Below are 13562 nucleotides of genomic sequence, written 5' to 3' on the forward strand. Positions count from 1 at the left end.
CCGGTAATACCCGCCCCCGCAGGGTGATCTCCCCGGTCATGGCCACGGTGTTCTTTACCGGGATCTTGAGCAGGGCCGAAACGATGGCTGTAGCAATGGTGATCCCGGCGCTCGGACCGTCCTTGGGGATGGCTCCCTCCGGAACGTGGACGTGAATGTCCACCTTCTGGTAGAAGTCCGGAGGAAGACCGAGCTGATGGGCCCGGGAACGGACGTAGCTCATGGCCGCCTGTACGGACTCCTGCATCACCTCGCCCAGCTTTCCGGTGATGTGCAGCTGCCCTTTCCCGGGCATGATTACCGCCTCGATCTGAAGGAGCGAGCCTCCGGTTTCCGTCCAGGCCATACCCGTGGCCATCCCCACCTCGGGTTTTCCTTCGGCCACACCGTAGCGATACCGCGGAACCCCCAGGAACTTGTTTAGGCGTCTTACCGTAATGGTAAAGGGACGGAAGGCCCGGGGATCCTTGGCCACCTCCCGAGCGATCTTGCGACAGATGGTGGCAAGTTCTCGTTCCAGATTCCTTACCCCGGCCTCACGCGTGTAACGCCGAATGATCTCCAGGATGGTCTTATCCGGAATGGGGACCTGCTCGGGTTTGAGTCCATGGGCCTCAAGCTGCCGGGGAAGAAGATAATTTTTGGCGATCTCGAGTTTTTCCTCCTCGGTGTACCCCGGGATCTCGATAAGTTCCATCCGGTCGAGCAGAGGAGCGGGAATGGTGTGGAGCGCATTGGCTGTGGTGATGAAAAAGACCTGGGAAAGATCGTAGCCCAGCTCCAGATAGTGATCCTGAAAGGCGTGGTTCTGTTCCGGGTCGAGCACCTCGAGCAGGGCCGCGGCGGGATCCCCGCGAAAATCGGTACCGATCTTATCTACCTCGTCCAGGCAGAAGACCGGATTTATGGTTCCGGCCTTGCGCATGCCCTGGATAATCTTTCCGGGAAGGGCGCCGATGTAGGTGCGCCGGTGCCCCCGGATCTCGGCCTCGTCCCGTACCCCTCCCAGGGACATGCGCACAAAATTGCGCCCCAGGGCTCGAGCCACCGATCGGGCCAGCGAGGTTTTCCCCACCCCCGGAGGCCCCACCAGACAGAGGATGGGGCCCTTGATCTTCCTGGCCAGTTTCTGCACCGCCAGGTGTTCCAGGATACGCTGTTTGGGTTTTTCCAGGCCGTAATGGTCCTCGTTCAGGATGCGTTCGGCCTCCTCGAGATCCAGCTTATCCTTGGTCTTTTCATACCAGGGCAGAGCCAGGATCCAGTCGATATAGTTGCGCACCACCGTGGCCTCGGCACTCATGGGGGACATCAGGGAGAGTTTCTTGAATTCTCGCCGCACCACCGCTGCCGCTTCCCGGGGAAGACGCTTCTTTTTGATCCTGCGCTCAAGCTCGGCCAGATCGCTACGGCCATCCTCACGTTCTCCGAGTTCCTTCTGGATGGCCTTCATCTGCTCGTTGAGATAATAGTCGCGCTGGCTCTTTTCCATCTGTTTTTTGACCCGCTCCTTGATCCGCTGCTCCACCCGGGCCACTTCGATCTCGCCGCGCAGATATCCATAGACCAGCTCCAGGCGTTTGCGTACGCTGGTGAGTTCGAGCAGACGCTGCTTTTGCGGAAGCTTGAGATTCAGGATGGTGGCTACCTGATCGGCCAGTTTGGCGGGTTCGTTGATCTGCAGGATATTGTTCAGGATCTCCGCCGAGATCTTCTTGTTGATCTGACTGTATTCCTGAAAGGCCTCGTGGGTGAGCTTTACCAGGGCCTCAAGCTCCGGACCGGCTTCAATGACCTCGGTTTTGGGCTCCACCTCTACCACGAAAAAGTCGTAATCCGGCACAAAACGCACGATTCGACCGCGCTGTTTGCCCTCCACCAGGGCCTTAATGGTACCATCCGGAAGACGCAGGACCTGAATAATCTGCCCGATGGTCCCCACCCGATAAATATCCTCCTCCGCTGGCTCATCCACCTGGGCGTCTTTTTGAGCCGCTAAAAAGATTTCCTTTCCGGTGGAAAGCGCATGCTCTACCGCCAGGATGCTCTTTTCCCGCCCCACGAAAAGCGGGACCAGCGAATTAGGATAAAGGACGATATCCCGTAAGGGTAAAAGGGGTAAACGTAAGAGTCGATCTCTTTCGGTACCCATGGTCCTCCTTCGGCCAAATGGCCTTGTCCATGCTTTATTAGGCCTCCTGGGCCTTCTTTTCAAAAGTTAAAATGGGTTTCTCCCGTCGCAAGATCACCTCTTCGGTGATCACACACTCCTTCACCCCCTCATAGGAGGGGAGTTCATACATGATATCCAGCATGGCCTCCTCGAGAATGGCCCGCAGCCCCCGGGCCCCGGTCTTGCGTCTGAGGGCCTCCCGGGCTACCGCCCGCAGGGCTCCCTGGGTAAACCGGAGCTCCACCCCCTCCAGTTCGAAGAGTTTCTGGTACTGTTTAACCAGAGCGTTCTTGGGCTCGGTAAGGATCTTGATCAATTCCTCCTCGGTAAGTTCATCCAGGGTAGCGATCACCGGTACCCGCCCAACGAACTCCGGAATCATTCCGTATTTGATGAGGTCTTCGGGTTGCACCTGGGCCAGGATTTCCCCGATGGACATATCCTTCACATTCTTGATCTCCGCCCCGAAGCCCAGCCCACTCTTTCCCAGCCGCTGCCGGATAATGTCCTCCAGCCCCACGAAGGCCCCACCACAGATGAAGAGGATGTTGGTGGTGTCCATGCGGATGTATTCCTGCTGGGGATGCTTCCGTCCGCCTTTGGGCGGAATGTTGGCAATGGTCCCCTCCAGGATCTTGAGTAACGCCTGCTGGACCCCTTCCCCGGAAACATCCCGGGTGATGGAGGGACTTTCGGTCTTGCGGGCGATCTTGTCGATCTCGTCGATATAAACGATACCCCTCTGGGCTAACTCCAGATCGAAATCGGCGGCATGAAGGAGGTTAAGCAGGATATTCTCCACATCCTCTCCCACATAGCCCGCTTCGGTAAGGGTGGTGGCATCAGCAATGGTAAAGGGAACGTTAAGGAACTTGGCCAGGGTCTGAGCCAGCAGGGTCTTTCCGCAACCCGTGGGACCGATGAGGAGGATGTTGCTCTTCTGCAGTTCCACCTCCTTGAGGTTCACCCCGCTTTCGATACGCTTGTAGTGGTTGTGGACCGCCACGGCCAGGATCTTCTTGGCCTGTTCCTGCCCCACCACATACTGATCCAGGAAGGCCTTGATCTCCGAGGGTTTCGGAATGGTCTTTAGGCGTTCTTCGGCCAGCTCTTTTTCGTAGTCCTCGGCGATGATCTCGTTACACAGCTCCACACATTCGTCGCAGATATAAACCGAAGGGCCGGCGATGAGTTTGCGCACCTCCTGTTGACTCTTACCGCAAAAGGAACAGTGCAGCTCCCCGGTAAATTTGGACTTATTCATGCGTCTTCTTTTCCTCCGAAGGGGATTGACGGCGAGGTTTTATGATTTCGTCGATGATACCGTAGCGCAGGGCCTCTTCGCTGGACATGTAGAAGTCTCTTTCGGTATCGGCCTTGATGCGTTCGTGGGGCTGACCGGTATGATGGGCCAGGATATCGCTGAGAATTTCGCGTAAGCGAAGGATTTCCCGGGCCTGGATATCCACATCGGTGGCCTGCCCCTGAAAGGCCCCCATGGGCTGATGGAGCATGATCCGGGAATGCGGAAGGGCGTAACGTTTCCCCTTGGCCCCGGCGGCCAGCAACACCGCCCCCATGCTGGCTGCCTGCCCTATACAGATGGTACACACATCGGGCTTCACGTACTGCATGGTATCGTAAATGGCCAGCCCCGCGGTGACCAGCCCTCCCGGAGAGTTAATGTAAAGCATGATGTCCCGATCCGGGTCCTCCGCCTCCAGGAAGAGGAGTTGCGCTATCACCAGATTGGCCAGATAGTCGTCGATGGGGCCGCCGATAAAGACGATCCGGTCCTTAAGCAGCCGGGAATAGATATCGTACGCCCGTTCGCCGCGCCCGGTCTGTTCAATGACTATGGGAATGAGAGCCATGACTTATGCTTCCTTTTCTGCTGTTCCGGTTTCCTCTTTCTGGTTCGCCTCCTTTAAGGTAGCGTTGGAAACCAGGAACTGCAAGGTCTTTTCCGCCAGGAGCTTGGGTACCATATAGGTCATAATTACCCGGAAAGCTTCTTCTTTCTTCCCGCCCGAGGCCCGGGCCATCTCTTCGGCCTTTTCCTCCAGTTCTTCCTGAGAGAGGGTTATGTTTTCCTGCTCGGCGATCTTTTCCAGGACGAACTCCTCCCGCGCCTGCCTTTCGGCGGTGGGACGCAGTTTCTGTTTGAGACGCTCCACAGAGATACCGGCGCTCTCAAAGGTATGGCCGCGTGATTCCAGATCCTGGGCTATTCCCTCGATCATCTGGGCGAGCTTGAACTCCACATAGCGTTCGGGCACGGGAAAGTCCACCTTTTCCAGGATCTTTTCCAGAATGGATTCCCGCAGCTTTTCCTCGGCCTTTTTCTTGCGCTCTTCCTCCAGCCGAGCCCTCACCCTCTGGCGAAGCTCCTCCACGGACTTAAAACCCAGGTTCATCTTCTGGATAAACTGGTCGTCCAGGGGAGATAGCTCCCGCAGATAGATCTCCCGGATAATTACCTCGTAACGGACACGCCGTCCGGCCAGCCTTTCGTTGAGGGCATCTTCGGGGTATTCCACCTCCACCTCCACCCTATCCCCGGCCCGATGCCCGATGAGGGCCTCCTCTACCCGTTGATCAAATTCGCCGGTACCCACATCCACATAAAGGGCTTCGGCTTCATGCCCCGGAATGGGCTGGTCGCCTTCGTAGGCTTTGAAGGCGATGATGGCCACGTCACGTTCCTGGAGTTCGTGTTCCTCCGGGGCCTTTTTAAGCTCGGCAAAGGTGTAGCGCAGGGCCTCCAGATGTTGTTCTACCTCTTCCTCCGAGACCTCCGCGGAGGGTTTCTCTATCTCCAGCCCCACATAAAACTCCCGGGGAAGATCGAACTCCGGACGGAGATCCAGCAGGGCGGAATAGCTGAAGGATTTGGTTTCTTCCACCCTTCCGTAACTCTCTATCTGGGGGCGCAGGATGGGAACCAGCCCGCTTTCCTGTACCGCCCGGGAAAGACTTTCGGAGATGAGGATTTCGGCGGCCTTTTCCTCAATGTGTTCCCGAAAAAGCCGTTTGAGTACACTCTTGGGAACCCGTCCCTTGCGGAAACCCTTGAGGTTGACCTCCCGGGCCAGCCGCTGACAGGTACGATCGATGGCCTTACTGACCTCCTCCGGAGGGAGCTCCACCTGGAGACGTTTTTCCACCGCACTTATATCCTCGACATTTACCTTCATCCTCCGTACCCCTTTCTCAGGATTTGGGCTAAAGCTACCGGGAAAAGACCGAAGCGACAAGTCCTAACGGAAATAGGCATCGGGCGTGCTGGAAAGGGCTATCTGAGAGATGAGAGACTGGAGATGCTGGCGATACTTGAAATCCATATTCGTGAAGTGGATCCCGGCCTCTATGCCCCGGGGAGTCTTGCGACACCATCGAACCTCTCCCTCCACCTTGATGGGGGGTTTGGTATGAATGGAAAGCTTGACTTTATCCCCCACCTTGAGCCGATCGGTATCGGTTCTAATACGGGCGCCCTCTATACTCAGATCCAGCAACTCCACCTTGATCATGAAATGACTTTTGGCCAGACCCCCGGAAAGGGAAACCGGATAGCGACTATACCACCGTTTTTCGGCCATTAAGATTATACTCCAGGAATTGCTCCTTCTTTCTTAATACCAGCACCACTAATTTGGCAATCTTTTGTAAACTTTGGCGCAATACTTTCTCCTCTTGAATCAGATTTTTCTCCAAATTTTCGAGGAGGTCAAGCATTTCTTGCGCAGAAAAACCTTCCGGACTCCTCTGAAATCGGGTGGCCAGGGCCAGGGTGAGCAGGGCGGCAGGGAGGGTTTGAGTATAAGGCACCATGATTACGCGATTTTCCAGCCCCGCCCGGGCGATCACCTTATGAGAAAGATGATAGGCTTCGTCCGGTACCGCCACCAGGGCAAAACCCGCCGCCCGGGGGTCGTCCAGATATTTGGCCAGCTCCCTGGTGCGGGCCAGCAGACGGGAGGGGATGACCTCCGGAGGGGTTCCGGGTTCCACGAACTTGCTATCCAGAGGTACTAGACTTCCGTCGCGCAGTCGCAAAGCGAACTCCACCCGTCCGTTCCCCATTTCCACGTCCTGAAGAAGGATATCCGGAGGCAGGGCCGAAAGGGCCTCGGAGAGGATGTTTTCTCCTCCCTTGCCCGAGGAGCGTCCGCTCAAAAGACGGGTGAGGGTGGAGATCTCCTGACATAGATCCTGAATGCGGTTTTCCACTCCTTCCATCTCCTTTTCCCATCCCTCCATCCGTCCGGAAAGACGTCCCAGCTCCCGAAAGATAAAGAGCGTTACTGCGGCCAGAAAGACCAGCGCCACCAGGGCCAGAATCAGAAGGGTGGTGGTCATCAGGATTTAAGGGCCTCAAAACGGCGGATGTTTTCCTGGATGCGCTGCAATTTCTCCTGTAATTCCCGGGCCCGGGCCTTTTCTTTCTCCACCACCTCGGACGGGGCCTTGGCCAGGAACTGGGGATTGTTCAGACGAGTTTCGACCCGGGAAAGTTCCTTTTCGGTTTTTTCCTTTTCCTTGTACAGACGCGAGAGTTCCTGAGCCATGTCCACCAGCCCGGAAAGGGGTACGAAGACCTCGGCTTCAGAGAGCACCACCGAGGCCGCTGCCTCCGGCCGGCCGGCTTCCCGTACTTCCAGCTCCGAAAGGCGAGCCAGGAGTTTTACCAGCGGAGCCTCGGCCTGAAGGAGATCTCGCCAGGCCTTCTTTTCCGAAAGCACCACCGCCGGGATCTCCCGGGTAGGATGAAGGTTGTAATCCGCCCGGATATTTCGCAGGGCCACGACAATCTCCATCAGGAAGGACATTTTTTCTTCCGCCTCCGGATCCTGGGGAAATTCCTCCGCCCGGGGATAGGGAGCCAGCATGATGCTTTCTCCCTCATGAGGAAGGGCCTGCCAGAGTTCCTCGGTAACGAAGGGCATGAAGGGATGGAGGAGCCGCAGGGAGGCCTCGGCCACTCTGAGGAGTACCTCCTGGGTGGCCTTCCGGGCCTCCTCGCCGCGCAGATAGAGCTTGGCCGCTTCGATGTACCAGTCGCAGAACTCGTGCCAGAAGAAATGATAGATGGCCAGAGCCGCCTGATCGAACTCGTAGGCCTCAAGCCTATCCCTCACCCGTTCCACGGTGTAAGAGAGTCTGGAAAGGATCCACCGGGAGACCAGGGGAAGTTCTTCAAGGGGGAGTTCCCGGGGTCTGAAATCCTTGAGATTCAGAAGCACAAAGCGTATCGCGTTCCAGATCTTATTTACGAAGTGTTTGTAGCCCTCGATCCGGGCTTCGGAGAGCTTGATGTCCCGTCCCTGGGCGGCCAGAGCCGCAAGCGTAAAGCGCAGGGCGTCGGCCCCGTACTTTTCGATCATCACCACCGGATCGATAACGTTTCCCCGGCTCTTGCTCATCTTCTGGCCCTTTTCGTCCCGCACCAGGGCGTGGATATAAACCGTGCGGAAGGGGATGTTCCCCATGAAATGGATCCCCATCATGATCATCCGGGCCACCCAGAAAAAGAGGATGTCAAAGCTGGTTACCAGCACCGAGGTAGGGTAGAAAGCCCGGAGGTCTTCGGTCTTCTCCGGCCAGCCCAGGGTGGAAAAGGGCCAGAGGGCCGAAGAAAACCAGGTGTCGAGCACGTCCTCCTCCTGGCGGATGCGCCTGGAGCCGCACTCCGGACAGACCTCCAGGTCTTCCCGGGCCACCGAGGTCTTACCGCAGTCCTCGCAGGTCCAGGCCGGGATCCGGTGTCCCCACCAGATCTGCCGCGAGATACACCAGTCCCGAATCCTGTGCATCCAGTCGAAGTAGAGATTGTTCCAGTTCTCCGGGACCAGCCGAATGAAGCCGTTTTCCACCGCCGCGGTAGCCGGCTGGGCAAGGGGTTTGGTGCGCACGAACCACTGCTTGGAAAGGAGGGGTTCCACCACGCAATCGCAACGGTAGCAGTGCCCGAGCATTACCTCATAATCCTCCACCCGGGCGAGGAATCCCTGGGCCTCAAGGTCGGCCACTACGCGTTTCCGGGCCTCAAAGCGCTCTAGTCCGGCATAGGGGCCGGCCTCGGGGGTCATCTTTCCGTCCTCGTCCATGATCTTTACCCGGGGGAGGCCGTGCCGTTCGGCCATTTCAAAGTCGGCAAAATCGTGAGCCGGGGTGACCTTCACCGCCCCGGTACCGAATTCCGGGTCCACCGCCGGATCGGCGATTATGGGGATCTCGCGCCCGAGGAGGGGAAGCCTCACCTTGCGCCCTACCAGGTCCCGGTAGCGTTCGTCCTCCGGGTGCACGGCCACCGCGGTGTCCCCCAGCATGGTCTCCGGCCGGGTGGTGGCCACCACCACCTCGCCCTGGCCCTCCGCCAGGGGATAGCGGATATACCAGAGCTTCCCCGGGGTGGGCCGATGCTCCACCTCGATGTCGGCAAGGGCGGTGTGACACCGGGGGCACCAGTTGATGATGTAGTCCCCCCGGTAGATGAGCCCCTCCTCCCAGAGCCGCACGAAGACCTCGCGCACGGCCCGCGAAAGCCCCTCGTCCATGGTAAAGCGTAGCCGGGACCAATCACACGAGGCCCCCAGGCGTTTGAGTTGCTCGATAATGCGGTTCCCGAAACGTTCCTTCCATTCCCATACCCGCTTGAGAAAGGCCTCCCGTCCCAGATCGTGCCGGGTCTTTCCCTCCCGGGCAAGCTCCCTTTCCACCACGTTCTGGGTAGCGATTCCGGCGTGATCCGTCCCCGGAACCCACAGGGTGTCGTAGCCGTCCATGCGCTTGTAGCGCACCAGAATATCCTGAATGGTGTTATTCAGGGCGTGTCCGATGTGAAGACTTCCGGTGACATTGGGCGGGGGAATGACCACCGAAAATTTGGGTTTCCGGGGGTCGAGCCGAGGGCGAAAATATCCCTTTTCCTCCCAGAAGCGATACCACTTCTCCTCCACCTCCTTGAAGTCGTAACTCTTGGGAAGTTCCTTCACCTCTCTCCTCCGCCGCGGGTATTTGAGTGTTTTCTTTAAGCTAAAACCGGGGTAAAAGCAAGCTTATGCGTACGCTTATCCTGGGTGGTGTGGCCTCGGGGAAGAGCCGGCTGGCCCTGGATCTGGCCCTGAAGGCCCCTCCGCCTCGCATCTTTGTGGCCACCGCCGAGCCCCTGGATCAGGAAATGGCCGAAAAGATCGCCCGTCACCGCCGGGAAAGGGGTTCGGCCTTTCGCACCGTGGAGGAACCTTTGCACCTGGCCCGGGTCTTAAGGGATCTTTCCGGAACCACCGTGGTGGTGGATTGCCTTACCGTGTGGCTGGGAAATCTCTTTCACTATCAACGTCAGGTAGAAAAAGAGATCCAGGAATTAGTAGATACTGTAAAGGACTTTCGGGGAAGGTTGATCCTGGTCAGTAACGAGGTGGGGCTTTCTCCCCTTCCGCCGGATCCCCTTACCCGCCGTTATGTCAATCTCCTGGGAGGGCTCAATCGGGGACTGGCTCAAGCCTGTCAAGAAGTGCTTTTGGTGGTGGCGGGGCATGTGCTCCCTTTAAAACCTTTACCAGAAAGACCTTGAGGTGTCCGAGGGGGATCTTCCCCTCTCCTGCCAGGGGCCAGCCCTGCGGGGAAAGCCAGAGCACCGCCTTTCGGGAGTGCCGAATAAGTTCGCTGGCGGTAGGAAGATCGGCCTGGATCCTGAAAGCCCTGCGCCAGCCCTGAAAGGTCTTGATCCTTTCGTAGCCCAGGGCCCTTACCGTAACCATATGGGCCTTTTCTCCGGCAAAGATCCTCAGGAGGAGGGTTTCTTTCGGTTTATGCCAGGGATGGGTTACAGCCGCCCAGAAACCTGAAAGCTCATCATAAAGAGGGTAAGGAGCCGCATAGGTTTCCGTAAGGTGTTTCCTGGGGGTGATCTTTTCCCGGATGACCTTTCCTTCCCGTGGATAGAAATAAAGAATCTTTTTCTTGGGGTGTTTTCTCTCCAGTACTTCTATCCGGGTGATCCGGGGATAACCTTCCCCGTCGATCCGGGTTTGCCACAGCGATCGAAAGGGAAAGATAAGGGCCCCGAGGCCGGTGGTATGGGCATAGGCAATATATTGATGCGGTGTCTTCCAGAGTTCTATTTGCCCCACGGGGATCAATTCCCACACTACCCGGAAGCGCAGATAGAGGGTTTCCGCACGCCCCGGAAGGGCCAGGATTAGCCAGATAAAAACCCAGAGGAGATAACGCAGAAAAAAACCTCCCTCAGGAAGGCCTGAATTTTTCCCGGAGCCTTTGTACTACGCCGGGGGGGACCAGACCTTCTATGTTTCCTCCGAAGCGGGCGGCCTCCTTGATAATGGTGGAACTGATGAAGATCCAGCGGAACCCGGGCATGAGAAACACGGTGTCTATCTCCCGGGCGAGCCTGCGGTTCATGAGGGCCAGCTGGAACTCGTATTCGAAGTCCGAGACCGCGCGCAGCCCCCGCACGATGGCCCGGGCCCCTTTGCGGCGGCAGAAATCCACCAGGAGCCCGGAAAAGCTGGTGATCTCCAGGCGCGTCCGCTCCTCGGGCGGCCAATCCGCCACCGCCTCCACCAGCATTTCCAGTCGTTCCTCCAGACTGAAGAGGGGTTTTTTGGCCGGATTTTCTCCTATGGCCACGATAAGACGATCGAAAAGCCGGAGGGCCCGCCGGATAAGGTCCAGATGTCCGTTGGTTACGGGATCAAAGGTGCCCGGATAGACGGCTATCTTAATCTCTCGATCGGCCATAAAAATAAAGTACCGTCTGACCATAGACTCGTCTATCCCTTTCCCGGAGACCGGGAGGAGGAGTTACCTCTTCCTCTCTGGCCTCTTCCACCACCAGGACCCCTTCCGGAGAAAGCCAGGCTTCGGAAAGGGCCTGCAGGACCTTTGCGGCCAACCCGCTGCGATAGGGGGGAGTGAGAAAGATCAGATCGTAGGGACCCGGGGGGACACGGGACAGGGCCCGGGGAAGGACTCCCCGTATCACCCTGGCTTTTTCCTCCAGGGAACAATGGGAAAGGTTACGGCGTATCACCTCACAGACCCGGAGGTCGGCCTCGACGAAGATTACCTCTTTGGCTCCCCGGGAGAGGGCCTCAATCCCCAGGGCCCCGCTGCCGGAAAAGAGATCCAGAACCCGGGCCTCGAGCACCTTTTCGGAAAGAATGTCAAAGAGGGCCTTTCGCACCCTTTCGGTCATGGGGCGCGTGCCCCGACCCCGCGGTGTGGAGAGGCGAAGCCCTTTCAGTCGCCCGCCGGTGATCCTCATACCCCCTCCACCAGAGAAAGATAGGGTTCAAACTGGCGGGAGAGGGGCGGCCCCTGGGAGAGAAATTCTCTTGGAGACCCGGAAAAGACAATCCTTCCCTCTTCTACCACCCAGATCGCATCGGAAAGAAGGGCTAAAAGGGGCTGGTTTTCGGCCAGGACCAGGGTCTTCCCCCGCCGAAGCAGATCCTCGAAGACCGCAAGGAGCCTTTCAAGATCCGCAAGGTGAAGCCCCATGGAGGGGAGATCAAGGAGCAGGACCTCCGCTCCGGACCGGCGCAGGGTCTCCCGGGTGAGACGCAGACGGAGTTTTTCTCCTCCGGAGAGGGTTCTTAAGTCCTGGCCCAGACGGAGGTAGCCCAGCCCCTTTTCCAGGGCTGCGGAAAGCCTTTCGGTCACCGCCGGGATTCGGGAAAAAAGATCCCGGGCCTCGGTTAAGGAGAGCGCCAGCACCTCCGGGAACCGCAACCCCCGATAGGTTACCCTGAGGGCCTCGAGTCTTAGTCCCGAGCCCTGACATTCCTCGCAGGGGGTTTCGGTCTCCAGGAGTCCGGAGATTTCGGTTCTCTGTTTTCCCTCTCCATGGCAGTACGGACAGCGCCCTTCCCGGGAGAAGGGGCTGAAGTGGGTCGGGGAGAGCCCCAGAGCCCGAGCCTCGGGGGTGGCGGCAAAGAGCCGGCGAAGCTCGTCCAGGACCCCGAGAAAGCTCGCCACCATGCCCCGGGTCTTTCCCGGAAGTTCGCCGGAAAGGAAGACCGTTTTATGGCCCGCGGCTTCAAGCCTTGCGGCCACCTCCCGGAGCAGGCGGGTCTTTCCGCTTCCCGAGGCTCCGCAGAGGACGGTGAGCCCTCCCTCCCGGAGGGCCGGGAACCCCGGAAGTTCAAGAAGCCTTTTTTCCGGACGAAAGTTCCGCCGAAGACGTTTTTTCCCGGAAAGAAAGGCCCCGGTGGGGAGATCCGCCCGATGGGCGAGTTCCTCCGGAGGCCCCACGAAAAGGAGCCTTCCCCCCTCGGGCCCGGCCCCGGGGACGAGCTCCACCACCAGATCGGCCTCCCGGATGAAGACCGGATCGTGTTCCACCACCAGCACGGTGTTCCCGGAAAGGACCAGCTGGCGTAAAAAAAGGAGCAGGGTCTTTTTTTCCTGCGGGGAAAGGCCGAGTCCGGGCTCATCAAAGATGAAAAGGACTCCGGAGAGTTGATGACTCAGAAGCCCGGAAAGCTCTACCCGCTTGCGTTCCCCGGTGGAGAGCCGGTGAAAGGGCGAGAGGAGATTCAGGTGTCCGAGTCCCAGACGATTTAGGGTTTCCAGCAGGGGTCTTAAGGCCTGATTCAGAGCGCGAAGATGGAAGCGGTAAGACCCGGCCTCTCTTTCCTTCTCTGCCAGGTACGAGGGCCAGGCGGAAAGCGGAAGGGAAAGGAGATCCCTTAAGGGGTCTCCCAGGAGCCTTACCTCCAGGGCTTCCCTTTTAAGGCGCAGCCCCTTACAGGCCGCACAGGTCCTCCCCTCGTGTTCCCCGATTCCTCCGCAGGCCGGACACGCCCCGCGGGGATGGTTAAAGGAGAAGTCCTCGGGACGCATTTCCGGGATCGGGGAGAGACAATGGGGACAGCGGGGGCCCAGGGTAAGGAAGTGCGGAGGGCCTTCCAGGGGGCGCAGGACCACCGGCCCTCCGGAAAGCTTTTCCGCAAGCCTTAAGGCCTCGATAAGGCGCATCCGGGCCGCACGCTTTATTATCAGCCGATCCACCACCACCTCGGCCCGGAGGATCTGGGAAGGAGGGTTCTCCTCGGTGAGCTCATAAACCCGATCGTTTAAAAAAAACCGGGTGAACCCCTCCCCCAGGAGATAGGAGAGGGCCTTTTCCGAGGTCTCGTGCAGGGGAGCGGTGAGGAGAAGTCGGGTCCCCTCGGGAAGGGCCTCAAGCCTGGCGAGGACCTCGGAGAGGGTGTGGGTGCGGATGGGTTTTCCGCAGCCCGGACAGGGTATTTCTCCTATCTCGGCCAGAATCCTGCGCAGTTTCTCCAGTGCCCCGGTTACCGTACCCAGGGTAATCCGGGGGTTAGGCGGGGGGATCCTCTGGGGAAGAGCCACCGCC

Annotated in this window: 12 protein-coding genes; 1 reads left to right on the top strand and 11 read right to left on the bottom strand. The window is 58.5% G+C overall.

Features of this window, described 5'->3' with window-relative positions:
• The 7 genes from lon to F8J34_RS04365 all read right to left on the bottom strand — a co-directional run.
• A partial coding sequence (lon, locus tag F8J34_RS04335; protein ID WP_297056781.1) for an endopeptidase La occupies positions 1–2152 on the bottom strand: 2152 nt, incomplete at its 3' end.
• 37 nt (positions 2153–2189) lie between these two features.
• Positions 2190–3437 carry an ATP-dependent Clp protease ATP-binding subunit ClpX gene (gene clpX / locus F8J34_RS04340; RefSeq protein ID WP_297056782.1) on the bottom strand — a complete coding sequence of 416 codons (1248 nt, stop codon included), beginning with the start codon at positions 3435–3437 and terminating at the stop codon, positions 2190–2192.
• Entirely contained in the window at positions 3430–4047 is a 618-nt protein-coding gene (gene clpP / locus F8J34_RS04345) for an ATP-dependent Clp endopeptidase proteolytic subunit ClpP (RefSeq protein WP_297056783.1), read from the bottom strand. Before clpP ends, clpX begins: the two co-directional genes overlap by 8 nt.
• Positions 4048–4050: 3 nt before the next feature.
• The gene (gene tig / locus F8J34_RS04350; protein ID WP_297056784.1) at positions 4051–5370 is read right to left on the bottom strand and encodes a trigger factor; all 1320 of its coding nucleotides are present in this window, start codon (positions 5368–5370) and stop codon (positions 4051–4053) included.
• A gap of 63 nt (positions 5371–5433) precedes the next feature.
• Positions 5434–5775, bottom strand: a complete 342-nt coding sequence (locus tag F8J34_RS04355; RefSeq protein ID WP_297056785.1) for a PilZ domain-containing protein — start codon at positions 5773–5775, stop codon at positions 5434–5436.
• Positions 5753–6535 carry a hypothetical protein gene (locus F8J34_RS04360; RefSeq protein WP_297056786.1) on the bottom strand — a complete coding sequence of 261 codons (783 nt, stop codon included), beginning with the start codon at positions 6533–6535 and terminating at the stop codon, positions 5753–5755. The genes F8J34_RS04355 and F8J34_RS04360 overlap by 23 nt, the downstream gene beginning before the upstream one ends.
• A complete protein-coding gene (locus F8J34_RS04365) occupies positions 6535–9171 on the bottom strand; it encodes a valine--tRNA ligase (protein WP_297056787.1) in 2637 nt (878 codons plus the stop codon). Before F8J34_RS04365 ends, F8J34_RS04360 begins: the two co-directional genes overlap by 1 nt.
• Positions 9172–9236: 65 nt before the next feature.
• On the opposite strand from F8J34_RS04365, the gene cobU reads away from it, so the two are divergent.
• Positions 9237–9752 (top strand): bifunctional adenosylcobinamide kinase/adenosylcobinamide-phosphate guanylyltransferase, encoded by a 516-nt coding sequence (gene cobU / locus F8J34_RS04370; protein WP_297056788.1) that lies wholly within the window; start codon positions 9237–9239, stop codon positions 9750–9752.
• Here cobU and F8J34_RS04375 read toward each other — a convergent pair.
• From F8J34_RS04375 to F8J34_RS04390, 4 genes are all read right to left on the bottom strand, one after another.
• On the bottom strand, positions 9661–10329 hold the full coding sequence (locus F8J34_RS04375; RefSeq protein WP_363315414.1) for a DUF3108 domain-containing protein: 669 nt from the start codon (positions 10327–10329) through the stop codon (positions 9661–9663). The genes cobU and F8J34_RS04375 overlap by 92 nt on opposite strands.
• Positions 10330–10426: 97 nt before the next feature.
• Positions 10427–10939, bottom strand: a complete 513-nt coding sequence (gene coaD, locus F8J34_RS04380) for a pantetheine-phosphate adenylyltransferase (protein WP_297056789.1) — start codon at positions 10937–10939, stop codon at positions 10427–10429.
• Positions 10920–11465 carry a 16S rRNA (guanine(966)-N(2))-methyltransferase RsmD gene (gene rsmD / locus F8J34_RS04385; protein ID WP_297056790.1) on the bottom strand — a complete coding sequence of 182 codons (546 nt, stop codon included), beginning with the start codon at positions 11463–11465 and terminating at the stop codon, positions 10920–10922. The genes coaD and rsmD overlap by 20 nt, the downstream gene beginning before the upstream one ends.
• On the bottom strand, positions 11462–13562 hold a 2101-nt coding region (locus F8J34_RS04390), incomplete at its 5' end, for a hypothetical protein (RefSeq protein ID WP_363315415.1). The genes F8J34_RS04390 and rsmD, both read right to left, overlap by 4 nt.

The organism is Thermosulfurimonas sp. (assembly GCF_015491435.1).
Classification (GTDB): domain Bacteria; phylum Desulfobacterota; class Thermodesulfobacteria; order Thermodesulfobacteriales; family Thermodesulfobacteriaceae; genus Thermosulfurimonas_A.

Coding starts and splice junctions, on each gene's coding strand:
- F8J34_RS04360 (WP_297056786.1), bottom strand. CDS start 6,535: ATGACCACCACCCTTCTGATTCTGGCCCTGGTGGCGCTGGTCTTTCTG.
- F8J34_RS04355 (WP_297056785.1), bottom strand. CDS start 5,775: ATGGCCGAAAAACGGTGGTATAGTCGCTATCCGGTTTCCCTTTCCGGG.
- cobU (WP_297056788.1), top strand. CDS start 9,237: ATGCGTACGCTTATCCTGGGTGGTGTGGCCTCGGGGAAGAGCCGGCTG.
- clpX (WP_297056782.1), bottom strand. CDS start 3,437: ATGAATAAGTCCAAATTTACCGGGGAGCTGCACTGTTCCTTTTGCGGT.
- tig (WP_297056784.1), bottom strand. CDS start 5,370: ATGAAGGTAAATGTCGAGGATATAAGTGCGGTGGAAAAACGTCTCCAG.
- rsmD (WP_297056790.1), bottom strand. CDS start 11,465: ATGAGGATCACCGGCGGGCGACTGAAAGGGCTTCGCCTCTCCACACCG.
- clpP (WP_297056783.1), bottom strand. CDS start 4,047: ATGGCTCTCATTCCCATAGTCATTGAACAGACCGGGCGCGGCGAACGG.
- coaD (WP_297056789.1), bottom strand. CDS start 10,939: ATGGCCGATCGAGAGATTAAGATAGCCGTCTATCCGGGCACCTTTGAT.